Origin of the sequence: Leptolyngbya boryana PCC 6306 (genome assembly GCF_000353285.1) — a bacterium.
Classification (GTDB): Bacteria; Cyanobacteriota; Cyanobacteriia; order Leptolyngbyales; family Leptolyngbyaceae; genus Leptolyngbya; species Leptolyngbya boryana.
In genome coordinates, this window is record NZ_KB731325.1 from 475,236 (window position 1) to 500,313 (window position 25,078).

Annotated in this window: 19 protein-coding genes; 12 read left to right on the top strand and 7 right to left on the bottom strand. The window is 45.3% G+C overall.

The features are described from left to right. Positions 1-259: 259 nt before the first annotated feature. The 4 genes from LEPBO_RS0132990 (at position 260) to LEPBO_RS39190 (ending at position 6,239) form a co-directional block, all read left to right on the top strand. A complete protein-coding gene (locus LEPBO_RS0132990) occupies positions 260-1,030 on the top strand; it encodes a peptidylprolyl isomerase (protein WP_017291872.1) in 771 nt (256 codons plus the stop codon). Further along, positions 1,027-4,005 carry a peptidase domain-containing ABC transporter gene (locus tag LEPBO_RS0132995; protein ID WP_017291873.1) on the top strand — a complete coding sequence of 993 codons (2,979 nt, stop codon included), beginning with the start codon at positions 1,027-1,029 and terminating at the stop codon, positions 4,003-4,005. The genes LEPBO_RS0132990 and LEPBO_RS0132995 overlap by 4 nt, the downstream gene beginning before the upstream one ends. Before the next feature lie 4 nt (positions 4,006-4,009). Then, the gene (locus LEPBO_RS0133000; RefSeq protein ID WP_017291874.1) at positions 4,010-5,491 is read left to right on the top strand and encodes an HlyD family type I secretion periplasmic adaptor subunit; all 1,482 of its coding nucleotides are present in this window, start codon (positions 4,010-4,012) and stop codon (positions 5,489-5,491) included. A gap of 202 nt (positions 5,492-5,693) precedes the next feature. After that, a complete protein-coding gene (locus LEPBO_RS39190; protein ID WP_017291875.1) occupies positions 5,694-6,239 on the top strand; it encodes a DUF1822 family protein in 546 nt (181 codons plus the stop codon). On the opposite strand, the gene LEPBO_RS0133010 is transcribed toward LEPBO_RS39190, so the two are convergent. The 5 genes from LEPBO_RS0133010 to LEPBO_RS42680 are packed head-to-tail and all read right to left on the bottom strand — an operon-like array spanning position 6,236 to position 12,743. Beyond that, entirely contained in the window at positions 6,236-7,681 is a 1,446-nt protein-coding gene (locus tag LEPBO_RS0133010) for an FHA domain-containing protein (RefSeq protein WP_017291876.1), read from the bottom strand. The genes LEPBO_RS39190 and LEPBO_RS0133010 overlap by 4 nt on opposite strands. Before the next feature lie 18 nt (positions 7,682-7,699). After that, positions 7,700-9,445 carry a hypothetical protein gene (locus tag LEPBO_RS0133015; RefSeq protein ID WP_017291877.1) on the bottom strand — a complete coding sequence of 582 codons (1,746 nt, stop codon included), beginning with the start codon at positions 9,443-9,445 and terminating at the stop codon, positions 7,700-7,702. A gap of 2 nt (positions 9,446-9,447) precedes the next feature. Further along, complete coding sequence (locus LEPBO_RS40600; protein WP_017291878.1) at positions 9,448-11,352, bottom strand: serine/threonine-protein kinase; 1,905 nt, start codon at positions 11,350-11,352, stop codon at positions 9,448-9,450. Between the two features lie 45 nt (positions 11,353-11,397). After that, complete coding sequence (locus LEPBO_RS0133025) at positions 11,398-12,252, bottom strand: CHRD domain-containing protein (RefSeq protein WP_017291879.1); 855 nt, start codon at positions 12,250-12,252, stop codon at positions 11,398-11,400. Positions 12,253-12,290: 38 nt separating this feature from the next. Further along, on the bottom strand, positions 12,291-12,743 hold the full coding sequence (locus tag LEPBO_RS42680; RefSeq protein ID WP_144056434.1) for a hypothetical protein: 453 nt from the start codon (positions 12,741-12,743) through the stop codon (positions 12,291-12,293). Between the two features lie 723 nt (positions 12,744-13,466). Between LEPBO_RS42680 and LEPBO_RS0133040 the strand changes: the two genes are divergently transcribed. Continuing rightward, entirely contained in the window at positions 13,467-16,241 is a 2,775-nt protein-coding gene (locus tag LEPBO_RS0133040; RefSeq protein WP_017291881.1) for a hypothetical protein, read from the top strand. On the opposite strand, the gene LEPBO_RS0133045 is transcribed toward LEPBO_RS0133040, so the two are convergent. Further along, positions 16,230-16,661 carry a helix-turn-helix domain-containing protein gene (locus tag LEPBO_RS0133045; RefSeq protein WP_017291882.1) on the bottom strand — a complete coding sequence of 144 codons (432 nt, stop codon included), beginning with the start codon at positions 16,659-16,661 and terminating at the stop codon, positions 16,230-16,232. The two genes, LEPBO_RS0133040 and LEPBO_RS0133045, sit on opposite strands and share 12 nt — an antisense overlap. 217 nt (positions 16,662-16,878) lie before the next feature. Between LEPBO_RS0133045 and LEPBO_RS0133050 the strand changes: the two genes are divergently transcribed. The 7 genes from LEPBO_RS0133050 (at position 16,879) to LEPBO_RS39205 (ending at position 23,520) form a co-directional block, all read left to right on the top strand. Beyond that, a complete protein-coding gene (locus LEPBO_RS0133050; protein WP_144056435.1) occupies positions 16,879-18,195 on the top strand; it encodes a hypothetical protein in 1,317 nt (438 codons plus the stop codon). A 254-nt stretch (positions 18,196-18,449) separates the two neighbouring features. Then, entirely contained in the window at positions 18,450-19,070 is a 621-nt protein-coding gene (locus tag LEPBO_RS0133055) for a hypothetical protein (RefSeq protein WP_026149101.1), read from the top strand. 49 nt (positions 19,071-19,119) lie between these two features. Further along, on the top strand, positions 19,120-20,271 hold the full coding sequence (locus tag LEPBO_RS0133060; RefSeq protein ID WP_017291885.1) for an outer membrane protein assembly factor BamD: 1,152 nt from the start codon (positions 19,120-19,122) through the stop codon (positions 20,269-20,271). Positions 20,272-20,458: 187 nt separating this feature from the next. Next, positions 20,459-21,808: a hypothetical protein gene (locus LEPBO_RS0133065; protein ID WP_017291886.1), complete on the top strand. Its 1,350-nt coding sequence runs from the start codon at positions 20,459-20,461 to the stop codon at positions 21,806-21,808. Between the two features lie 23 nt (positions 21,809-21,831). Beyond that, positions 21,832-22,335: a RipA family octameric membrane protein gene (locus tag LEPBO_RS39200; protein ID WP_017291887.1), complete on the top strand. Its 504-nt coding sequence runs from the start codon at positions 21,832-21,834 to the stop codon at positions 22,333-22,335. A 313-nt stretch (positions 22,336-22,648) separates the two neighbouring features. Next, the gene (locus tag LEPBO_RS0133075; RefSeq protein WP_017291888.1) at positions 22,649-23,197 is read left to right on the top strand and encodes a DUF6036 family nucleotidyltransferase; all 549 of its coding nucleotides are present in this window, start codon (positions 22,649-22,651) and stop codon (positions 23,195-23,197) included. Then, a complete protein-coding gene (locus LEPBO_RS39205; RefSeq protein WP_017291889.1) occupies positions 23,194-23,520 on the top strand; it encodes a hypothetical protein in 327 nt (108 codons plus the stop codon). Before LEPBO_RS0133075 ends, LEPBO_RS39205 begins: the two co-directional genes overlap by 4 nt. On the opposite strand, the gene LEPBO_RS0133085 is transcribed toward LEPBO_RS39205, so the two are convergent. After that, entirely contained in the window at positions 23,472-24,953 is a 1,482-nt protein-coding gene (locus LEPBO_RS0133085) for a PAS domain S-box protein (RefSeq protein WP_017291890.1), read from the bottom strand. The genes LEPBO_RS39205 and LEPBO_RS0133085 overlap by 49 nt on opposite strands. Between the last annotated feature and the right edge of the window lie 125 nt (positions 24,954-25,078).

Here is a 25,078-nt window from a genome sequence, read left to right on the forward strand (position 1 = left end):
GAAATCTCTCTATGGGGATAGGTATCGTATTTCAGAGCGTGATAACCCTTATGTAATCGAAGCAGCGATCGCTGCATTAGCCTGATTGATTCAAATCGCAACACCGAAACCGTATCTTTGACTCCACTTACTGAAGGATATACGCGATTGCGTATTGCTAACGGTGCGGAAGCTAGTCTAAACCCCTAACTGAGTTGAATTCGCGATCGTTCGAGTTCAGCCAGCTTTGATTTGAAATGATTATTGCAACTCAACTAAAATGACAGTCTGTTTAACGTTTGGAACTTTAAAGCTGACTGGCGAACAAGTGGTAGCAGCTTTGATTCGTCATCAACTTCTAGAATCGCTTCTAGAGCAAATCTTGCTGGACTCAATACTCACCTCAGTTTCGATTAGCGAAGGCGAAGTGTTTGAGCATTTGACAGGGCGCGATCGTGCAATTGCGCCCGACGATTTCCAGGTGTTTCTGAGAGACTGGGCAAGTCAACGGCAGCTAACGCAAGCAGATCTGGAAAAAGCAGTTCGACAGCTACGAATTCAGAAGCTGAAGCAAACACAGTTCGATCGCCAAATCAATGCCGAGTTTCTGCAACGGAAGTCAGAGTTTGATCAGGTTGTGTTGTCCCTGATTCGCACCTCAAATCACCAGCTTGCCGAAGAATTGCTATTTCAGCTTCGGGATGATCAGGTATCGTTTGAATCGCTTGCTACCCAGTACTCAGAGGGGACAGAACGCGATTCGCAAGGATGGATTGGATTAGTGCGTCTGTCTAACTTGCCGATGCCTGTTGCTCAAATCGTTTACCAAGGACAAGTTGGACAAATTTATGGACCTATCGTACTTGAGGATCAAGCTTGGATCATTCGGATTGAGCAGTTTTTCGCGGCGCGATTGACGGAATGGGTTCGCGTTGACCTCCGCAATCAGCGATTCAATCGGTGGCTGCGCTCTACACTCCACTCTAGCATTGCTGAACCTGGACAACTTCAGCTCAACGCTAATCAAACACCTGCGGAGGCGATCGTATGACTAATCTAGAAGTGCGATCGTTCCTACCCATCTTTTTCAGTTCCTTTCCATTTAATCGACTCTCTCCTGAAGCTTGTCGGCACATCGCCTCAAAACTTACGCTCAATGACTTTCAGCCAGGACAGGTCATTTTTGCCGAAGGTGAGCTTCCGATCGCAGTTCATTGCGTTGTCCAAGGGCAAATTCGTATCGTTAGTTCAACTCAGCCACAGCAAGTTACGATCGCTCGATTAGAAACTGGGCAAACGTTTGGATGGGAAGGACTCTTGCGGCGCGTCAGGGTTGGATCAGTGCGATCGGCAGGGCTGGATGAAACGCTAACCCTATCGCTTTCTGCGGATGAATTTGAGCAATTACTGAGCGCGGAATTAATGCCCGTAGTGAACGAGTGTGTTAGTGCGATCGAGCTTTATGATGTTCTATCTCGTTTCTTTGCAGCGTTGCCAGTTCAAGTCAATCGACCTGACTTGAGCCGCGTTATTCAGACAATCATTGAGCAGAATTTTGCAATTACCTATCAACCTCAAATGCTTGAAACCCTGTCATCGGGCTATGTATGGTTCGTGAGTAGTGGTAATTTGCAGCCGATTGGTACTTTAATTCAAACAACTGAAGATTTCTCAGCGATCTACACGAATCTGTCTCCTACTCGCTTGATTGGCATCGATCGTGCTTTTCTCAACTCGATATTAGAGGCAGATCCCCTAAGTCACACATCTACTTCAACCGTCATTGACCGACTAGAGCGGCTTCTAACTCCTTCTCAATCGTTACCGACACCACTCCTGTTAGAGCGTAAATCTTATCCTGCTCATCGATCGCAGTCCTCAAAGCTTTCCGAATATTGGGTTATGACGTTCTGGAATTTGTGCGAATCTCTGCAAATTCCTTACCGTCCAGACATTCTCAGGTGTTGGTATACTCGGCTAGAAAAGCTCAGTGATCAGCGGATGCTGCGCTATGTTCGGATAGCAGAAGCATTTGGACTGCAAGCTCAGGTCACTCGATTCTCTCCAACTGCTAAGGGGCTACTCCGGCTGCAAATGCCAGCGTTACTTGTTCTGAATGGAATTCCGTGCGTTCTGTATGAGGCGACTTCTACATCGGTTACGATCGCTTCTCCTATTGACGGCTTACTGCATTTAGAGCCGGAGCAGGTGACTGAGCAACTTGCGATCGCAGAAAATAGCTCTGGTATTCAACTCAGTTATGCGCTGATTGCTCGTCGTCATGCAGATAGCCCAATGCAGCAGTTCGGGTGGCGCTGGTTTTTGCCATACTTCAAGCCGCACCAAGGCATTCTGCTGCAAGTTTTATTTGCCTCAATGGTAGTGCAGCTTTTGGGACTTGCGAATCCTCTGATGACTCAGCAGATTATCGATAAAGTCATCATTAATTCTAATCCCAGAGCATTACCTGTCTTCGGTGGGTTGCTAGTGGTGGTGACAGCAGCAGAATCCGTCTTGACTGTTTTGCGGACGTACTTACTCAATAGCACCACCAACCGAGTTGATTTGGTTGTCGGAACTGAAATTGTCCGACATCTGCTCAATTTGCCGCTCCCCTTCTTTCAGAAGCGTCCTGTGGGAGAACTGGCAGTGAGAATTTCAGAACTGGAAACGATTCGGCAGTTTCTTACAGGCACTTCGATTACCGTTGCCTTGGATGTTATCTTTTCGCTACTGTATGTGGGAGTGATGTGGCTCTATAGCCCTTTTCTCACGCTCTGTGTGTTGGGGTTTGTGCCGTTGATTGCGCTACTTACATTATTTGCATCTCCGATTCTCGATAGGTTGATTCGGAAGAGATCAGATCAGCACGCTCGAATGCAGTCTTATTTGATTGAGGTGCTAAATAGTATTTTTACCGTGAAAGCACAGTATATCGAGTCTTTAGCGCAAGCACATTGGCGCGATCGCTATCTGCAATATTTGGGCAGCAGTCTTCGGACGACGATCGCAGGATCTGTATTTCAAGCGATGAGTGCGTTCATCAATAATCTTAGTAGTTTAGTGGTCTTGTGGATTGGCGGTAGCCTGGTTTTGAATGGTGAATTGACGTTAGGTGGGCTGATTGCTTTTCGGATTATCAGTGGATATGTGACGAGTCCCCTCATTCGACTGTCGCATTTGGGACAGCGAGTGCAAGAAGCAAATTTATCGATCGAGCTACTGTCAGATATCAAAAATACAGCGGCGGAATTTTCGCCTGAAGATGCTGAAAGAGTTGCACTTCCTGAGATCATTGGACGGGTGCAGTATCAAACGATAGGGTTTGGATTTAATAGTCAGCAACAGCAATTAGTCAATATTAACTTTGATGTTGCGCCAGGGGCGTTTGTCGGCATTGTTGGTCAGAGTGGCTCAGGTAAAAGTACTTTGGTTAAGCTCTTGACACGTCTGTATTCTCCGACTCAAGGCTTGATTTACATTGATGGAATCGACATTAGTAAAATCAGTCTTGCCTCGCTACGTCGGCAGATTGGAACTGTCCCGCAAGAACCCGGTTTATTTGAAGGAACCATTCGTGACAACATTACTCTATTTTCGGATGCGGACGATCGAGCTGTTGTTGAAGCTGCAAAGGTGGCAGAAGCGCATGATTTTATTATGGAACTGCCGGATGGTTACAGCGCGCGAGTTGAGGAGCGTGGCGCATCTTTATCAGGTGGACAACGGCAGCGAATTACGATCGCTCGAATGGTTCTGAGCAATCCCCGTCTGGTTATTCTCGACGAGGCAACCAGCGCCCTCGATTATGAAACAGAGCGGCGCGTCGTCGAGAATTTGATGAATCGATTTCGGAATACAACTGTCTTCTTCATCACGCATCGCCTCGCAAATTTACGCCACGCGGATTTAATCTTGTACCTTCAATCTGGTGTGTTGATGGAGCAGGGCACTCATGTCGAACTCATGGCAAAACGCCAGTTGTATTACTGCCTATACACAAGACAAGTTCAAGAATCTAGTTGAAACTATGACTTCGCAAAAACCTCGCTTATTCTTTCGAGTTGCTCACGCCCTGCGTCAACGGATACAAGCGGCAGCAGAGCAAGTGGATGTGCAGCTTGATCGCCCCGAATTTGATTTGCCTCGTGCTGAAGTGTGGGTACGGCGATCGCAGCTGCTTATTTTAGGGTTAGGCGCAGGGCTTTTAGGTTGGTCGATTCTCGCTCGGATTGATGTGGTTGTGACCGCCCGTGGCAAGCTTGAACCGTTGTCCTCATCTCAGTCCGTTCAATCCCGCGCTGGTGGAGTCGTAACAGCAGTGTTAGTGCAGAATGGACAGACTGTAGAGCAGGGACAGACCTTGATGCAGCTTGATAAAACTGAGCTTCTCAACCGTTTTGAAGCGTTGATGCGGCAGCGCGAGCCGATTTCAAAACAAGTTTCTCTGCTCAGGCTAGCTCGACAAGGACGCAGTGTGAATCTGACAGATCCTAAACTAAAGATTCCACAAGAGCTGTTGAGTCAGGTGCAACGCCGAAATCTCTTGATTGCGAAGTTGACCGGAAAGCCTCAAAATCTTACTCCTGAACAATTACAGCAGTACACTTTATTTGTGCAGGGATTGAATGATCTCCGATCGCTAAGTCAACTTCAAGTGAGTGCGCTAGAAACTCAGACAACCGGAGCAGATGCCCAGCTTGTGGAGAATCAAGCAAGACTACGCGCAGAGCGACAGCAACTCTCTAATTTGACGGCACTAAGGCAATCTGGAGGAATTTCGCGAACTGAGTATCTGCGCCGAGTAACTGAGGTAAACGCCTTGCAGAATCAATTTAATCAGAATCAAGTTCAGCGGCGCTTACTCGATGTAAATCGCCTGCAAACTCAGATCGATGGGCAGAAAACGATCGCGGATCAGTCGCGGGCAACTCAAGCTGAACTAAGCCAACTTGATGCCCAAATTGATAACACGCTGCAAACTAATCAAAGCCAATTAACCCAACTTGATGCCCAACTCAAACAAGCCAAACTTGATTTGCAAGCGCAAGAAGTCAAAGCTCCAACAAGCGGTGTTGTGTTTGATCTAGCAACAAGAATCCCTGGACTTTTCGCGCAGCCAGGTCAGGCGCTAGTGAAGGTCACTCCGAACGAAGCATTGATCGCACGGATACAGGTTGCTAATGCTGATGTAGGAAGCTTAAGCAACGAGATTCCTGTTGAAGTTCGGCTTGATGCTTATCCATTTACTGAACACGGCTCAATCTCTGGAATCGTCACTAAAATTAGCAGCGAAGCTGTCCCTGCTGATCCAAATCAGCGTAATGGGCAAACTGTTTTCCCAGTTGAAATTCGGCTCGATCAGCCCTTTCTAGAGCGCCAAGGGAGACGTTTTACCATCGCGCCTGGAATGACATTAACAGCAAACATGAAAACCCAATCCCGCACTCCAATTAGCTACGTCGCTGAACCAATTCTTAAGGCATTTGATGCGATGAGATCGGTACGTTGAGAAAATTATAACTCAAATGGAGCGGAGGCTGGATTTGGTAATGGGAATCAGTTCGCAGCACTAATTGATAATTCACAACTATCAGCTAATGATTTTGTAACGTAGGCATGGAAATTTAACCAGTCCATTTCTTTGAATGATCAAAGGTTCGCGTCTGTGACTTTCGCTCATTTATGTTGCTTCGCCATAGGTCTAACGAAAAATGCTTCCAAACTTTTCAATTCAACAGCCTTCATTTGCGATCTCATCTCATCTTCAAGAGCAAGCTTGGATGAGTAACCGAACTCATTCCTCCCAGTGGGCACAGTGGAACAGTTACATAAATCAGATCAGCTTACAAACTGTGCTTCCGTGGCTTCGATCAGAAATCAATTCTCAAGCAGCACTGCTATTTGAAGATTGGGCACGCATTAACGGTAGTTCAGTTCAGCTAGGTCAAAAGAGCCTTGTTCTGATCCCTGATCTCAGCATTGATAGAAGCGAAATTCGAGTACCGCAATTTTGGGTAGATGATACAGACCACGCTGGAGATTATTATTTTGCAATGCAAGTCGAACCGGATGATTCGTGGCTTCAGCTTTGGGGATACACGACCCATCGGCAGCTTAAAGCGATCGGCGAATATGACTCACGCGATCGCTGCTATTCCTTAGCCATGGAGAATCTAATTCTCGATATCAACGTTTTTAGCGTCGTGCAACTTCTCTACCCAGATGAACCGACGCGATTTGAAGCTCAATCGGTTTAGGCTTCGACGGTAACTTGACCCACAGGATGAGCAATGCAAGCTAACGCATATCCAGCCGTTTGCTCCTCGCTGGTGAGAGCGGTCGGAGCGTGTTGATATTTCACTTCCCCTGCTGGCACTTTGACCTTACACGCGCCGCATACACCTGCTCGGCAGGCATACCGAATGGTTGCCACTCCTGCCTGTTCAGCAACTTCCAAAATTGATGTATTGGGAGATGCTGTTACTTCTTGCTGCGATCGCGTAAATTGAACCGAGCATGACGGCTGTTTACCATTCATCAAGGAAGCGGATTCTAGTGCAGGAACGATTACCTCTTGAACAGGCGTTCGCTGCCCAAAGCTTTCTTCGTGGTACTGCTGCATTGGAAACTGTAATTCCTCAAGTAAAGCACGAATGCTTTGTCTAAATCCATCAGAGCCGCAGACAAAGACGGTGCGATCGCATAAATCAGGAAGTTCCAGCATCGATCGCGAAATCCTTCCAGCTAGTCCCATCCACGCACTTTTGAGAGGTTGCTGAGTTACTGTTACTCTCAAATGAAAATTTGGCAGTTGTGCTGTTATCCATGCGAGTTCATCGCGAAAAATAATGTCTGTGGAAGTGCGAGCGGCATGCAAAAACACGACATCTGTATCCGAGGCAGTGTCGTAGAGCCATCGAGCCATTGACATCATGGGGGTGATCCCACTGCCTGCGGAAATTAGCAGGAGTTTGGGTGGCAGATTTGGAAGAAACGTAAACTGCCCAGATGCCCCTCCAAGCAGTTTGATCGAGTCACTGACACGCAAATGATCATGCAGCCAATTTGAAACGGTTCCTGGAGGCGTATCGGGCGATTGGGCTGGAACTCGCTTTACCGTGAGCGCTATCGCGTAAGGGCGCGATGGACTAGAAGAAATTGAGTAGGGGCGAGAAACAGGTTTTCCGCCGATCTCAACTGCTATCATTACAAACTGTCCTGGCTGATAGTAGAACAGTATCGTTGGTTCGGCAGGATTACTCGTAAACCAAAAGGTTTTGGTATCAGGTGTTTCGTCAACAATTCGGAAACAAAAGACTGTAATATCTTCATTCGTCCAATACCTTGCAGCATTTTCTTTAGTGCTTGCCTGTGCGATCGTTGTTTGGGAAAGCATTTCCTCAACATACAGGAACGTTTCACCAATTTGAATGCGATCTCCAACTTGTAGCGGATGCGGTTGAGATATCGTTTTGCCATTTACAAACGAACCGTCTAAGCTGCCTGCATCCACAAGATAGTAAACTCCATCTATAAATTTAATCTTGGCATGGACACGGCTAATTCCTGGACTAACAAGAACTAAATCACATAGGGTTGCTCTGCCGATCAGCCATTCTGTTTGGTCGGGATCATTTTGAGCTAACGTATGTTGCCCGTGTTCTTGCTGGTTGAGGGTGATCGATTGGAACTTAATCATGAGACGCGATTGCTGGAGTTAACGAGGTTTTGGTCGGTAGGGAATTGTTTTAGCCGTTTGTCGTGAGAAGGAAACGGTCGGGATGCTGTTTTGATCACCTGCTTGGGCGAAACTCTGAGTATGAGAGGTAAATAATCCAGAGCGCTTTTCAGCGAGAAATTGAATTGCAATGAAATGGTCTGAATCAGATAGCTGCATGGTTTGCCTCAGCGAATCTAGGAAGCTGAAGCTATCGGCGATATTGATTTTATGATGAGTAATGACATCAGCCAGAATGTCTGCGTAAGCTCTAAGTCGGGATTCATGTGACCAGTTTGGCAGTGTTTTGGCAAGTGTATAGATCTCGTCAACGCTCAGTTCATCTAGCGATCGTCCAGCCAAAATCTCATTTGGAATTTCGACGTGCTCTAATTGCTGACGCAGGCTGAGACACACTTTTTCGCGCTTGTACTGAGATTGAGATCGCCCAAAGGTACGAACTGCCCAAAGTGTCCCGACCAGAACAATCAGAGCATTGATTCCAAGGAGAAGCATGGATGGAAGCCGATTTAAAGTTGGACGCGCTCCCCACGAGAAGAATGCCCAAAATGACACTATCGTAAAGGCAGTGAAGACAATATGCTGTGCCTGTTCTGCTGAAACTTTCTGTCCTCGTCGCACTTGATATGAACGATACTGCTTCTCTAGCCAACATCCCAAGACAACAAAAGCAGCAATCAAAACTGCAAACGTCAGAAATATTGCTATCCATTTAGGGATTGGAATTGCGGAACCGAGGATGTAAAAGCCTACATCAGCAATTTTGCCCCGAACGTCCTCTTCGTGTGCCCAAGACCCTGTAAAGTAATAGTCCCAATTCCCGCTGTAGAGAAAGAAATACAGATAAAAAGCAATGACCATGCCCAAATACCCGTACTGCACCAACCGCCGCCCTGGTTTTTTCAGTTCTTGCCAGTAGGCGTTTTCGGCATCAATATCGAAACAGGCGGTCTTACACGCAACGCAAGCGCCCTGCTCCTGTTGTGTTTGTGGATTGGCTGTTCTGCACATCGACTGAGTCAATGTACCAGGATGCAAGCGATGTGCCTGAGAACCGAGCAGCGATCGTGGACCTGTGTAGACAAGTTGGACAGGACTCATCGGGCAGAAGTAATGACACCAACTTTTACCGTTATAGAGATAGCCAACGAAAATCGCGCAAGCGATCGTGGCGATTAGGAAACCTGCGAGTAGAATGCGATCACCATTCACCCATAGCAAACGAGCTGCTAATCCCAAAACAAACAATCCAAACTGCACGTAGAGATGATTTCGCCCTAACCATGAGTTCTGTTCGATCGTGGCAACCTCTTGACGAGGATGACCTGTAACTGGATCAATGACTGTACGCTTTCGCTGAATCCCCAAAGCACGCGGCAATTGGGACATAAATGATAATGGACAAATGCGCCGCCAGAACTCGTGCCCGAAAACCAGCAAAATAAAAATAGCACTGGGGACAATCATCGACCACCAGATCAACGTCCCAAGCGCAAACGGTTGTTCTGAGATGCAGTTAGATCGAATTTTGACGCAATTCTGGGGGTTCAAGTAAATGTTTGGATCAAGTCGAAACGGACTTGGAAGACCTGAAGAATTCGCTTGAGGCTGTGTCCATTGCACCGTAATTGGATCGTAGATTAAGGATGCGATCAATAGGAACCATCCGATCGTCAACACCCATCGGATACGATGAAACGTTTTTTCTGAAAGGCGGCTAAACATGATTAATCAAAAGCGATTTGTAAAACTCTTAGATGCTGATCCTTTGCGTAATTTAATACATATCGACCGTCGGGACTCAGGAGCGTTTGCCCGTCGAGAGAACTAATTGTGCGCTGAAGTGTTCCTGTCTCTCGATTCCAGATTCTCAATGCGCCGTTGGTGTGGAGGGTCACCATACGATTTTCGTGAACGGCAGCGATCTCAACTTGGGCAGATTGAGAAGGAAAGGCTTTTATCAATTCTCCAGTGGTGAGGTTCCACATCAGTATGCGATCTCGACCCACGCTATACAAGAATCGCTGATCTGGGCTTAGCAATACCTGGCGGATTGTGTCTGTATGTCCTGCTAGAACTCTTTTCGTTTCGCCCGTTTGAGAATCAATCACCTGTAGATGTTGCTGGCTATTCACGCAAACCAGTTCATTTACGGGTGTGTGCAATAGGGGCGTTCTGATTTCTTCTGTGTCGGTAGTGGTGATCGCATGAGTTAATTTCCCAATCGCAAGGTTCCACATCTGAATCTGATTAGGACTGGTAGCTATCAAAGTTCGCTCATCTGAACTCAGAATGAGATTTGAAATGGGCTGGCGAGACTGTAAGCGATGAACTAATTTTCCAGTTGTAGTATTCCAGACCCACACCTGATTTTGATCAGCTTTCCCAACCAACCACTGACCTTTTGAATCTGAAATCAATGTTGTCACTGTGCTAGGAAGTTGAAAAGAATGAAGACTTTTTCCAGAGCGAATATCCCGCAGTTGAAGCAACTCATTGCTGTCTCTCTCTAAAATTGTTTGATTAGCCGTCATCGCTAAATATTGTGCTGGTGCAGACATGTTTTGCTCTGATAGAAGTGTTAGTGGCTGAGTATTGGATCGAATCGTGGCAATTTGAGCCGCCATCGCACTGCTCATCGACGGCGTAGAGAGCCACGGCTTTGCCAAAACAATTGCTCCAATCGCTAGCAGTGCAGTAGCTCCCCAAGAAGGGTGTGCAGCCCTGTGCCATTTATCCAACAATTGTGAATAGCGAATGTTGTTTTTGAGAGCTTCCCACGAAATCCTATTTTGATCGCTCCAAGCTGGTTTGGGTGTCAGAGGAAGCGACTGCAAAGCGGCTAGAACTTCGCGCGTGTTGGAGTAGCGATCGCTAACCCTTGGAGCTACTAATCGATCGAGGATTGCGACAAGACTCGGATCAACTGAGTTGGCATTAAGAGCGGGTTTCCACGACAACGCTCCAAATTTAGGATGAAGTTGTAGCTGATCCGGTGGTACTCCAGTTAGAAGTTGAATGGCGCAAACGCCCAAAGCGTACAGGTCACTGCTAAAAGTTGGATAGCCGTTCTGCTGCTCGATCGGGCTGTATTCGAGCGTACCAAACGTAATGTTTTCGCGATCGAGATCTTCAACATGAATCGCTGCTCCAAAATCAATTAGAACTAGTTTTCCATCCCGATGACGGCGAATCAAATGATTCAGTTTAAGATCTTGATAGATTAGTCCTTGTGCATGAATGACCTGAAGAATTTCCAGACCCTCATGTATGATGGCAGCCACTTCGTTCGATGTTAGAATTTGTTTCTGTACCAATGTTTGATCGATCGCAGTTCCATTAATGTACTCTTCAACGAGGTATAGCTGTGAGTCTTCTTCGACGTAGGCTAACAGACGTGGAACGCGATCGCTTTTTTGTCCAAGGTTTTGCAGGATTTGGGCTTCTCGCTCAAATAAGGGACGGATTTGCTCGATCGACAAATCTTGCTCAGGATCAATATTGAGCGATTTGACCACACAGAGCGGTGACTGTGGTAGATATTTATCGAGAGTGAGAAAGGTTTTGCTAAAACTTCCAGCACCGATCTGCTCAAGCACCAAGTAACGTCCAATTAAAAGTTTGCCAATCATGGTAGGTAGAAGGCAGCACGATTCAGATTGCTCAAGCTTTAAGGTTTAGGCTTTGACAACGGTTTGATTAAAATTGACGCGATTTTCTCCAGTTGGAAATCCGGCTCGACCGTCTTGATCAACATCTACATTCGTGTGCAGATTGAGATAGAGATTTCCAGCTGCAAAAGCAGCCTGCTCTTCTGGGTTGAGGTCAAATTCTCCTGTTAATTGAGCAGACCGATTACCTGTTGACGTATTCTCGACGTACCGAATAACTGTTGCATCCGCAAAATTGCCGCGTGAATCCTCGGTTGGGCTGAAGTGAAGATGAGTTCCAGTTAAAGTATTGCCTTCACTATCTTGCGGGACTTTGAGAAATCCCTCGATTAATGTCTCTGGGTCTGACCCATTCAGAATTTTTGCTGCTCGGTCGATCACGGTTTCGTCTTGAGAAAACAGGGGAGCGCCATCCAGATTATTGGCAACCCCGTCAATTTTAAGCTGACCATCTTTTAGTTCAAAATTCACAGAGGTGGTTGCTGGACTGTCATTTGCGAATGGAAATTCACCGGGTCCGTTACCGCTTGCGGTTCCTTGAATCAACTGGCTTCCCGCCATCAAGAAGTCATTTCCGTCGCTGCCTGTAATGCGATCGCTCTGATCCGTTCCGTTCTGCTGCCGAAACTCCTCATGGTCAGTTTGCTGTAAGTCGATTGTGCCAGCAGGCTTGGCGTGATTATGATCGTAGTCCGTGCTAGTGACTTGAATCAGAGCTTGGTTTACATCGTCGTTTTGAATTGATGAGCCTGTTGAGCCTAAATTTGAGGAAGCATTTGAGGCAGATGTTACTGAGATTGCGGCTCCGACAGATTCTTGCTGCGAATGGTGATCAAATGAGTGGGTTGAGCCAGTTGCCATAATAAGTTTTGCTCCTGAGTAGGGTAATAATTTTGCGGTCAAGCTTCTTTGCTGGTAGTAGATCTGTTCTGTAGGGATTGCAGATCCCTGTTCTCAACACGGACAAAGTTGCGATCGCTAATGTCACCAGTGTTTGTAAAGGTAAGCGATGCCAAAATGTGATCAGTTGAGCGATCAATAATGACCGTATTGTTTTCGCTATCTAAAGGTTGGTCGATTCCGCCTTTAGTTGGGTTTTGTCCTTGTCCAATCACAATGTCTTTGCTCAAACTATCATTAATTCCAAATTGGTCTTGCTCAGGATTGAAATCGAAGACTCGGTTTGTTGTTTCTCGACCTAGCACGAGCAAATCGCTCCCTTCGCCTGTGGTAATGGTGTTGAAGCCGCCTGCGTTGCCCAGAATGATGTCATTGCCTTGGCTTGAGATGATGGTATTCGTTCCGCCACCCGGAGCGAGCAAATCACCATTGGTTCCAAGTCGATCGCTCAAGTTCGCCTCTGTTTGAATGCGACTTGAATTAACGGCTTTCGTGTCCTTTAACTGGTCGGGAGAAATGTGATTGAATATCTCACTCTCTGAGGTTTGAGGGCTGGAGGTCCTGTGTGAGCGAGATGTATTGGAATCTGTTGATACTGCTTGACTAAGTGATGCTTCCACACGATCACTCTCGATGGAAGTTCCTTGCGATCTATTACTTGTATGATTCGATGATACAGTGCCATTAATTACTGCACCAGACTCGTTACTGTGATGAGAATTTCGATCGATTGAATGTTCTGAAGCGCTCATCCTAATGTGTTCCTCAATAATACTCTAACGGTAAAATGATGCTGAATTCGATAAAGAAACTGCAATCGAGCTAGGGTATCCGACGCAGAGCACCGCTGAGTCGTCAACCAATGGTTTTTAACCTAGCGTATAGGGGTGAAAGTGGGTGCAAGAGTGAAATACAACTGATTGCTTCTTAGCTTATTCAACTTAGAAGGGCGAACATCCTTCCTAAAGGAGGATCTGAACCCTAATTATTAGATTTGGCTCAATGTTTATGTTCTATCGTGACTGATTGGATTTTTCAAGCAGTTTTCTAATTTTTGGTGAAATATACAGAATTACTTTTCACCATAAGTTGAAGATATTTTTGGAATTGGCTATAACTTTGGTGAAAGTCACAACCTCGATTTTCGCCAATCTAAATTCTTCTCGCGTTTAACCATGACTCTGCTTTTGGAGCAGTTTGTTGTTGCCTTGAAACAGCCTTTGCCTTACTGTTTTTCTCTTGAAAACACTCTTGCTGAATATCTTTTCCCAGAGGCGCATTTTGCGATCGGTTGGTTCGATTCCTCTGTGGAGTATGATCTCTCGCCTTTCCAGTCTATGCATTTACAATGCGTTGATTGCGATCGTGGTTACTATTCAAATGAGCCAATTCGGCAGCGACTCCGCTTGAATACAGCATCAGATTTTTTAGCTGCTAGTCATCTATTCCGCTCTTGTCGAACTCCAGTACAAGAACTGACTGTTCGATTGAAGGTCGTGGAAGATGGCACTGTGATTGGTGATAATATTTTTATTGGATTAGGTCACGGTAAAATTAGTGATTCTCTAGCACAAAATCTTGCAGGGTTAGCTCCTCCTGTTTTTCAGGTTGGTTTTGGTATTAGGCCCCAAAATAATCAGGCGGAAGGGCAATTCGCGATTGCAACAGTGACATCAACTTCCAGTATTGCTCCCTATGATCTGATGTTGCCGCGTTCCTGCTTCCGAGGTGAGGCATTGGCAGTCGGCGATTACTGCTTGACGATCGGCTTTGGGATTTTTGAATTTGCTACAGTGAAAGAGGTTTCACTCGGCACAGCCGTTCTAGTGAACTATCCCCACACCCTTGAAACTGAATTCTTGCCACAGCTTCGCGCACAAGCAGAAAATCTTGCTCAACTTCAGCATGATCCTCGTCGTCTGGCTCGGCAGTATTTGAACCAGCGTCAAATGGATTCTGATTGGTGCTTACCTTCTCTTACGCCTGAAGAAGCTGGATTGTTCGATCTTTTTCTTCAAACCGACCTCGATCATTATCTTCAGATGCTGGAGCATCCGTATATCGCGGCTCGATTGGTTGAATTTGGACAGTCTTGGTGGAGCGCGATCGCAACAGGTGAGACGCTGACGGCTCGAAGCGCGATCGCGCAAGCCGATCTAACTCTTCAACCCGATCAAGTCTCAGTTCCAGAACTACCGGACGGTGCAGAAACGATTGTTCTAAAGCTTCCATTTATCAACTCGAATGATGCCTGGGTACTGCGAAATCATCATTTGCCAAATCGTGTAGAAAACTGTATCTATCTCCATCCAGATACGGCTGCTGACCTTCAAATCAATTTTGGAGGAGATCGGTTAGCTTTCCTTTCAGCAGTCGATTATCCGACTTTTTCGGCTGAAGTTACTGATCTTCAATATCCTCACAACCGTTACCCTACAATCGAGCAGAGTGAATCTGTGCCAACTTTTGAGCAATTCATTTCAAGCTATCAGCCAACGCTAATGGTTCAGCTACGCCGACAGGTAAAACATGCGATCGCACTGCTAACGGAAATGCAGCGACTAACACCAGAACAGAGATTTGCTTACTTTCAAGAGGCTTGCAATTCCTTTCAGCAGATAAATTGGGATGATCAACTTAGTCCTACCATTGTTCGCCTTCAAACTCAGGTACGATCGTTCTGTATCGACTTCAGTTCTCTTGATGTAACCGCGCAGCCAGCTTTGCTACAACCGTTTTTTGATCAGTTGAAACAGATTCTAAGAGTTGTGATTGGCTATCTCTCTTCGGTCTTGCGGTTTGCAATCAATGGACACGCTGCTTTGAATCAGGCTGAAATTGAAGTCTGTTGTGCTTTGAGTCGTTATAGGCCTGTTGCTTGGTTGGATGATTTGCCAACTGGTATCTATTTGGATCGTCCGATGCCAAGTGAGAATACTTACTCTTGTAGCGGAACTATCGATACTGTGATTCAGCAAACCAATCAGATTTGGGCAACGGCTCCACCTTTGCAAATACGTCCATTAGTTCAATTTAGTCAATTATTTCCGTCGGCTCCTACGGAGATTTCTGAGGTGGCAAAACATTTTTCTGACTGTATAGAAGTGGCGAAAGCTTTGTATGGTCTTCGTGCTACTTTGCTGACAACTCCTGCAACTAAGATGTATCAGGCTGAGTTAAACAATGCGGTAGAAATGCTCTCTCAATGCTGGGCTGTTCCGGAGCCATTAATCATAGCCACGCAGTTTTGGCAATGGTTTCATCGTCGAAAAGGCTCTGATGTAGCAATGCAACTCCAGACCGAAGAGTTGGAATTGGCGAAACTGATTTTCTTGCGCTTTCCGCAGTCTATTCTAGGCCGGCTGAAAGCGTTGCAATTCAAGCGGTTAAAGGTGACTGGACTACAGTATTTCACGAACAAGCATTTGGGGCGAGACTGGAGATCGCAATCGGTTCCAATTACGATCAGCCAAAACAGTATCGTGAACAGCCCAGATTATGGGAAATCTGTTGTTCTAGTAGAAGGTGAAATGCTGGGACGGTTGACGGCTCAATCGCCACGGTTGCCACTGGGCACAACTGCGATCGCAACAATTGATCTCTTACCGAATTCGATCACAGCCGCGACGACGAGCGACGGAATTCCCTTACGAATTCGCTCCCAGACTGCACAATTTCTAGAATCTGAATCTTTAATTTCGCTAGAGATTGTGGCTCAACCGTCGGAGCAGAATAAGTCCAAGCTGCTTTGGTACGCCAAGGTTGATGGAAAAACGATCGGGATGCTGTGTCATCGATCGATCAGCGTTCTAAAAACGTTACGTCGGCTTCAGACCGGAAATGTCTTTCAGGTGACGCTCCAGCCATTGCTTCCAGAAACTGCGTGGGTTGAATTGGAACCGTCTAGCGTTCGATATCCGGAAATTTGGCAACAGTCTCTACGCGGCTGAGGTCGCTGCTTCTGCCCACTCGACACTTAATTTTGAGCTATGAGACAGATTATCAAACGATTCGATTCGCGTTCCAGTGAGGGGATCAAGACGTTCTTGAGTGATGGCACGAAGTTCTTGTCCGGTGAAAGCACGTCCGCTTGGGTGCATGACGTAGCCGACTGCCGCGATCGCTTCCAATAGTGTCGTCTTCGGTTCTAAGTTTCGACCACGTTCTAGGTCAGAAATGGTGGCACGAGTCACTCGGTACGGACACAGTTGCCCGTCTTCACCGCGCACTCGCACCGTCGCAAAAATCTGTAGCACAACCTCGTCCTGCGACCAGTTCAGCGCCTCACGATCGCGCTTCAGTAAGTTGCCCAGCACTAAACAGCCGCGTTTGGTAGGCGCATCAATAATTACCGATTTTGACTCGATCATACTGTCCTAGCCCCCAGCAAGCCTTTCTACAAGGTATCACGAAATCTCCTTTCCACTCTAAACGATGCGCCCATTATGGTACGATTGAAACCGGACTTTGTAAGTTAACTTGCAAGGCTTCCTTACAGAACTCGCGATTTGGAATAACCCTTTCGTTAGACGATTTTCTGTCTCCCCGATTTTACACGCCTTTTGCAAATGTTCTGGAGTTGCCCCCGTGTCATCAAAGGTGACTGAAAAACTGCCTCTACCGAATTCATCCTCTAATGAGGTTGCATTAGAACCTTTGAACTTGCCGCTGGAACCTGCGGACAGATCGCGATTGAGTGAGCTTGCGATCGAGATTCGACGACGACTGCACAAATTTGCTGAGGACATTTATCGGATTGGGACTTGTCTGATGGAAGCGAAGGAGATGTTTCCACGCGGGCAAAATCAAGCGTTTTTGGAGTGGGCGAAGCAAGAAACGGGACTGGAAAAATCGGCAGTCTATGGATATTTGAATGCGTTTAAGGTGTTTGGCGAGGTGCTGAAAGCCTGTTCGCAATCGGTACAGATCGATTCGAGTGCGTTGATTTTGCTGGCGGCATCCAGTGTGCCAGAAGCGGCTCGAACCGAAGCGATCGCGCTGATTCGGCAAGGAAAATCGATCAGCTATACCTTAGGGAAAGAATTAATTGAGAAATATCAGCCCGATCGCTTTCAGGAGCATCAAGCGTTGGTGCAGGCTTGGGGAACGCTCCTGCCGCCAGCCAAGGACACACCGCTTCAGTTGATTGACCAGGCGGGAAGGAGCTATACTTTTCAGAATTACCGGGATCTAAAAAAATCGTTTAAGACTTGGCAGACTGAAGCGTTTGAGGCTTCGCTGAATGAGGTCAAAACTTTGATGGCTCCGCATTGGAAGGTGCGACATCGTCCGAGCCGACAAGAGCCGTATCGCCTGGAGCTAGAGTGCTTGATCCCGAATACGCATCAGTTGTTAACGGCGAAGAATCCGCGATCGGCGCATGACTGGTGGAACAAGCAGGGACAAGCCGCAACCCAACGATTTTTGGAGCGGCAGGCAGCGGGGATCGATCGTCAGGATTCGTTGGGACTGCCTGCGGAGATTGTTCAAGACACTGCCAGCACTGAATCTATTGGAGCGATAAGTTGCCTGACTTGTGGATGGAACGACCCAAATTATTATGGGTTGCAGCCGCATGAGCTTTGGTGCGGGTATTACCGGGATACGGTGGGGCGAGATAAAGCGGATGTCATGCCGGAGCAGTGCCGGAAGTGGCATTCGGCTGATATCGATGCTTATCCGTTTCGGCACACGCTTCAGTTAGGGAATGGAAAGGTGAGTTTTCAAGGGATTGAGAAGAGGGAAGAAGTGGTTACGGTCGCGGCTGAGATTGAGGAAGTGGGGATCAGCGATCGGGAATTTGCCGTTATGCTTAGCAATGTTCCAAAATTAACATCTGCTCAACTCCTGCAACTTGACAAGACAATTCAGCACTACAAGCAAAATATTTCTGAGGGTGATTAGCTTGAGAGAGTGCGATCGCTAAGTCCATAAGGTTTCAGTTATGTTCTAATAACGAACAAAAATTTCCTATCTCCATCTGGCTCTTGAGGTTGACATAGACAAAGCAAGATGCTAGAGCGGTTAGCTGAAAGTCTTGAGCTTTTATGTTCTATTTGATACTCTTAGTCAGCCGCGTCTTAGGACTTCACTAAAAGATTCTAAAGAATTTAGACTAAAAAATCCTGACAGCATAAAATGTGCCTGGAGTTTACCAGATGTCTCCATTTATGCTCAATCGGTTGATTGCATTGTTCTTGATAATTGCTTTTCTATTGACTGTAAGCATTGCGGGGAAGCCAGTTCTAGCTTCCTCATTAAATTCTATGCCTTTAGATATTACTGGCGATCCTGACTACAGTGGGCAGAACCTCCTTTTTTCAGATAGTGATGAGTTTTACAAGAAATTGAGTTCAGCATTGAAAGATGGAAAATCTTTTAATGTTGCTACTAGTTATGATAACTACTTTGATTTTCCACTTCGTTTACAAGAGGTCTTCAGAGCAGATCCGTCATCAGTAGCAAAGATTGCCGAACATTCCATTCCAGCAACTCTTAATCCTAAACCATTGGAAACCTTTGCTTATTCAGCATTAGGCTGTGGGTTAGGAGCAGCTATTGGAGCAGCAACTTGTGGAGGGGTGGAGCTTTTAACTAATGGGAAGACAGATTTTAGTAAGTGTGAGAAACGAACAGTCGCGTTGTTTACTTTGGGAGGTTGTGCTACTGGCTTTGTTTCAACTGTAGGCAGTTACAACTACCGAGTGGAACTTGGAAAACTCACATCAGATGGATTTATAGGAGTAACTTTAACTCCTGAAATGACTACAAGGTTTTAATGACAGTTATTTGGTTGAACTTATACACAAGTAGATCTTGGAGAAGAAGATGCTTAGACAAATAACTAAAATTTTCTACGGACATCAACGATTACAGCTAAATAGCTGTAGATTCTTCTGGAATAACCCGATTTTGAAGAAAGTGTTGTCCATTTGCCTATTGATTGTTCTGGCGATTGGGTGCGCGTCTTGTGACAGCGAGGATATAAGTGATCTTCAATCTCAGATTTACTACCTTAGAAGCCAAAAAACTGACCTGGAACAAAAAATTGCTGCAAAAGAAGAAGCTTTAAGAAAACAATCTGAACAGTTGTATAGCATGGCGAAGCAGTACAACAGTATAAATGCTTATGAATTGTTTTTACAGAATGGATATAGTCTTCCCGATTTTAAAACTAAAGCAGTCAGCTATATCTATGATCTAACTAGGAAAGCTGATTTAATAGAAGGCTACCAGTACTTTCTAAAGCGATATCCCAATGCTCCTCAAGCAAAAGAGGCAAATCATCGGCTCTATGAAGTCGTTTACAAGATTGCAGAGAAGAAAAATACACTCCCCGCGTACACAACGTTTTTATCAACCTTCACGGCTGCCCCAAATGATTTAAGAGAAACAGCGCTTAATAATGCTGTTTCGTTGAAGTGTCAGGAATTGAGTCAAGAGTATCAAAAATCTATCAGCCAAAAGCAGAATGATGAAACTCTTCGAGATTTCACCGTAGAAGTTTTCCGAGAGTTCACAGTAGACAAGATAGGTCGGCGTATCTATGAAGAAGCAATCTCTAATAAAGACAAGGGAGATAATGTTTCATTTTCAGAAGATTATAATACGATCCTAAAATGCAGTCTGTTTAATAGCTCAAACACAAAATTTAGCTTATTGAGAGATGCTGAATTGTCTAAAGAGATAGAAAATATAGAAAATCAACTAAAGCAAATAAGACAAGATCTGGCGAAATCGAATGAACTAGTATTGAGTCAACTTTCTAGCATTCAGTCTGCTCAAAATTTTCAAAATAATTATGTTCAGGAAATCAGCATGATTGTTAAGGAGCAGAGCCACATTCTGAAACAAATGCAGGAGCCACTTGCATGGGATGCGAATGAAAGTGCATGGCAGAATTTTTGCAGGATAGGCATGAATGCTGCTAGCGTTTTGCCAGTTTCAGAGCTTTTTTTTGGAGGTCAGAGTAAGGCTTAAATCTAGTAATCCAACCGCATAATAGCCTAGTAGTAAGTAAAGTCTCTGCATCTAGCGGTCGAGTTCATCGCTGTTCAACCGAACGCGCCTTGTATTCACTCATGGCGAAGTAGTATTTCGAGATAGTTCTGGAATTCAACTTTATTGATGGTTCGTCTAATAATTTCATCAAATTTGGGAGTTCATAATGAATAAACCAGTTGTCTCCTTTTTCCAACTTGATAATGGGTATGGGAGAGAATTGAAACGGCTGTTTGATCAAGACGTGGCAAGTAGACTTAATCTTGAAGTGAAACCCTTTCTTTCAAAAGACGCTTCTCCATCTGATTTTTGGAATGCTTTAACATCTAGCGATTTTATAATTGTTGACAGCAGTATTGAGGAAGAAAACAATTATGCAATCGCAACTCCACTTGTATATCAAGACAATCTACTGATAGTTAGTCGAACTCCTTTACCTATAAATTATTTTGGTGTTCGTCAAGGTGGAGTACCTAAATACTTTGAAATCAAATCAAATCAATCTATTATTGAATGGCTTTTTAATCAGATAAAAGAAACGTTGTCTTCTCCTAATTGGGTCGCAAAGCAACCAACGAGCGGACTGCGGAGCGCTACTAAGATTCTTTCCATTGGTGATGGAGGACTTGAAGTTATGCGGTCTAAATTTAGAGAGGAAGGACAGATTTTTATTAGCTACCGCAGCCGTTATTTCAACGCGGTGCAGCACATTGCCGAACAAGTTAGAAAGCAAGGAAAAACGGTTTTTCTGCTTCCTCCAGGAGAACTAGTTTATGAAAATGAGCTATTAACAAAGATGCAGCATTGGCTTTTAAGTACTTTGATCGATGAAAGAGTTAAAGCTGCCCAAGAACTTTGGATTTATAACACGGAAGATTATTTGAATTCTTGGTGGACACAAGCTGAGTTAGTTACCATTGCGTATAACTTTTATCAGCGAAAGCCTGTTCCTAAAGTACGCCTCTTAAATCCTAAAAAAACTTTTAATCCAAGAAAGATTGATGAATCAGTTGTAGATGCTCCTAATAGCCTACTGCCTGTTATGAATAAACCGCAGTGGCGAAAAATGGAGCGTTTATACGCTCAAACTGATCCATCTACAATGTCACCAGAAGCTCTCTTTACTTTTGATGCAGCTAAAAGATCCTTCTTTCAGAAAATCCCATTCATCAATAGGTACATCAACGACGAGGTTTGGAGCCGGGAATTTTGGTTTCAGCCACTGTTACCTTGTGTAACTTGCAAATCAAAAGATGCACCTAAGCACATTGACATAGATAAATTTCTTAAAGTAGATGTTCCTGGACTGCATGGACTGTCAGAAGAGAACTTAGTAGAGGATACTTTATCTCAACAGCTTTTACAGCAAGGCGGAAAAATAAGTTGCCCAATGTGTAGCTCGATTTATAGACTTACACCAGATAACTCTCGCTATATTTGGGTGAGCAAAGCATCAGTTGGCAATACAAAACCTTTGATTGAGCGCCCTGTATGGCGAGTCGAGAAAGTTAATTAAAATTTTAAGCCTTTAACTTGTTTATGGATAAACTAGATGACTTAGAAAGTAAGCTCTTCAACAAAAACTACTCTGATATGTCTGAGCGTGAGTCAGAGTTGCTTTTGGAGCAATACAAGCTCTATGTGGGAATGATGGATAAGATTAGCGAGCGCCGCCACCAAGCCAATGCTTTCTTCTTGTCTGTCAACACTACTTTAGTGACGGCTCTAGCTGGCTTTATAACTCTATTCTACAAAGACAAGACTCAGAACGTTTCTATAGCTATGGCAGGGGTAGCAGGTGTAATCTTCTGCCTTACTTGGTGGAGACTAATTCGCTCATACAGCCAACTAAACACTGGGAAATTCAAGATAATTCATCTGCTTGAAGAGAAAATGCCTGCTAGATTATTTGCTGCTGAATGGGAAGCACTTAAACGTGGAGATGGCTCTAAATATACTCCATTCACCCACGTTGAAACATACATTCCACTCATTTTTGCCGGATTTTACATAGCTTTAGTCCTATATGTTCTACTTCGCTGATCCTGGAGCAGGTCTGCAAATTTATAACACTACGGTCATATTTTAGAAATTTTAGCGAACCTAGCTCACAAATTGATTAAGCGGCAATTTAAAGGCTCTACACTTTGTTCCGGCTTACTCGTCAAAAATTATTTTGGTCGTCGTGAAGACGATCGCACCTCACCCATCTCAACCGCCGTTCCACAAATTCCAAACAGTTGCCCCGCTTCGTCATACAAAGGAGCGCGATCGACCAAACTGGAATTTGAAGACTTGAGGCAGGTTAATGTAGAGTTTGGAGAAGTCCGTTACTGTCTAAACAGTTGTACAAGGTATGCGTCCGAACATTGACCCTCAGAAGATAGAACGACTGATGCAAGTCTTGGGTAGAGAGGCTCAGGGTTCAGGCTGCATTTATTTTACAGGTGGTGCGAGTGCATTACTGATCGGTTGGCGCAGTTCCACGGTTGATATCGATATTCGTCTCGATCCTGAACCCCCAGGCATCTTTCAAGAGATCGCCAAAATCAAGCAAGAACTGAACATTAATATCGAACTGGCTTCTCCGCAAGACTTCTTACCCCCGCTTCCAGGTTGGCGCGATCGCAGTCTCTTCATTGGCAAACATGGTCAAATCTCGTTTTATCACTACGATTTCACCGCCCAAGCACTTTCCAAACTCTCCAGAGGATTCGATCGTGACCTGAACGATGTTCAAGCCATGTATGAACAGAAATTATTTTCCCTAGAAGAACTACGTGCTAGCTTTGAAGCAATTGCACCCGAATTAATCCGATTCCCCGCTCTGAATCCTGATGTGCTTAGAAGCAGAGTTGATAACTTTATCGAACGGTCTGAAGGAAATTCAACGGAGGGACAATGATCAGTTTGAATGAGTTACCAGGCGCGGAGCTAATTTTATCTGGGTTGGATGATCTGCAAAATGGGAAGTCCAATACTGTTGGCTCATTGCTTGTCGCGATCGCTGCAACTCGCCTAGCCGAAGCGGGCTTAGATATTCCGAAAGAGCGTCTAGCCGTAGAGCCAGAACTTACCCTATATGCCCATCTTCAGAATGAGCGAGAGGATGCCTATCTCTACTACAACGCATTGCTGCATCGCTTAACTAGCTTTTGCAATGCAATTGAACTTTATTATCAGAACGATCTCATCTCAACCGCCGTTCCACAAATTCCGAACAGTTGACCTACTTCGTTATATAGAGGAGCGCGATCGACTAAGCACCAGCGAGGCAGACCGTCCCGTTCAAAGATTTCATCAAAATCAAGCATCTTCCCCGAATTCAAAACCGCTAAATCATGCTGCATTAGTGTTTCAGCAATTTTAGGTGGAAAAAGCTCGAAGTCGGATTTGCCGCAGATTTCTTGAATTGATCGTCCCACCAACCGAGCAAATGCTTGATTGCAGCTCACGTAGTCTCCGCCTCTTCGCTTGAGAAAGGTTGCGTATCGAGACTCTGCACCAATGTTCTTGAGTAAGCGATCGACAACCCATTTTTCTTGAAGCTCAATTTGACTTGCTAAAAGCGCCACCTCTAATTGCTTGTGCCGAGTAATGTCCCGAACCAGAATTAGCGCCTCATCTCCTGCTGTCGCTGCTCCATTCGGCTTTGCGTCAATGGCGACCACACTTTCTTCGAGGTAGTAGCGTTGTCCATCCGCACTCACGGTCTGATATTCATAGGTTTGAGGTTTGTGTAAGACAAACGATCGCTGAAGGTAAACCATGCGTCGATCGGCAGTTTCTAACCGCAAAACATCATAGATGCTTGCCCCAACTTGCTCTTTGGGAAATACGATCGCGAAATCAGGATTGCTCGAAATAATCCTGCGGTAAATGCCATCTCTGCCCACACAAATGACATGCTCAGGCAACGACTTCAACAGTGTGTTAGTTCGTCGATGATTGAGTTGTCGAAGGTGTTGAGCATGTTTGCGCCAGGTGATATCGGTGAGAGTTCCCGATAGGTAAAGCGGTTGCCCATCCTCATCAAACGCAACTTCGCCTCGACTTTTAATCCACACAAGTTGACCATCGCGGCGAAAGTAGCGGAATGCAAACTCATAAGCAGTCATGATCTGCGATCGCGTCAGCACCTCCTCGAATTGGGCGCGATCTTCTGGGTGAACAGCATTGAGAAATTCAGAATACAAGGGTAACTCTGTCTCGCCTAGCACTGAGTCAAGATTGAGTGCCCAACTCGCCTGACCTTGTACATTCAGCCGCCACAAGCTCATCTGTGACGCTTGCAGTATTTGAGTAATTTCATGTTCGATCGACAAGGTTTGATGAACACTAAAGGTCTTTGCTGCCATTAAAGGCGTGTGAAACAGGACAAAGCCAACGACTTGTTCACTCACTTCTTCCGCGATCGGCGTAATCTGCAATGAAGCCTCGATCGAGGTGCCATCTGCTGCCTGTAGATCTGCAATGCCCGTCCACGGATAGCCATTCATTAGAATCGATCGAATTTCTTCAGCAACTGTCTGGTTACAAAACAGTGCTTCAAATCCACCTAGCTTATTGATTCCCTCTAGTGAGAATCCAAACAAATGTGTAAACTCAGCCTGAACATAGACAAACGCACCATCGCTTGCCTCAACAATACTGATCATCATTGAAAATCTTACAAAAGTCGTTCTTTGTCGTTGCGTTCTCGATACCATCATTTCACTGCGTCAGATTGCAGTGAAACGTAAGTTGCTCACTCACGCCAAAACTCAGGTTTTGCGCGTTGAGGTAG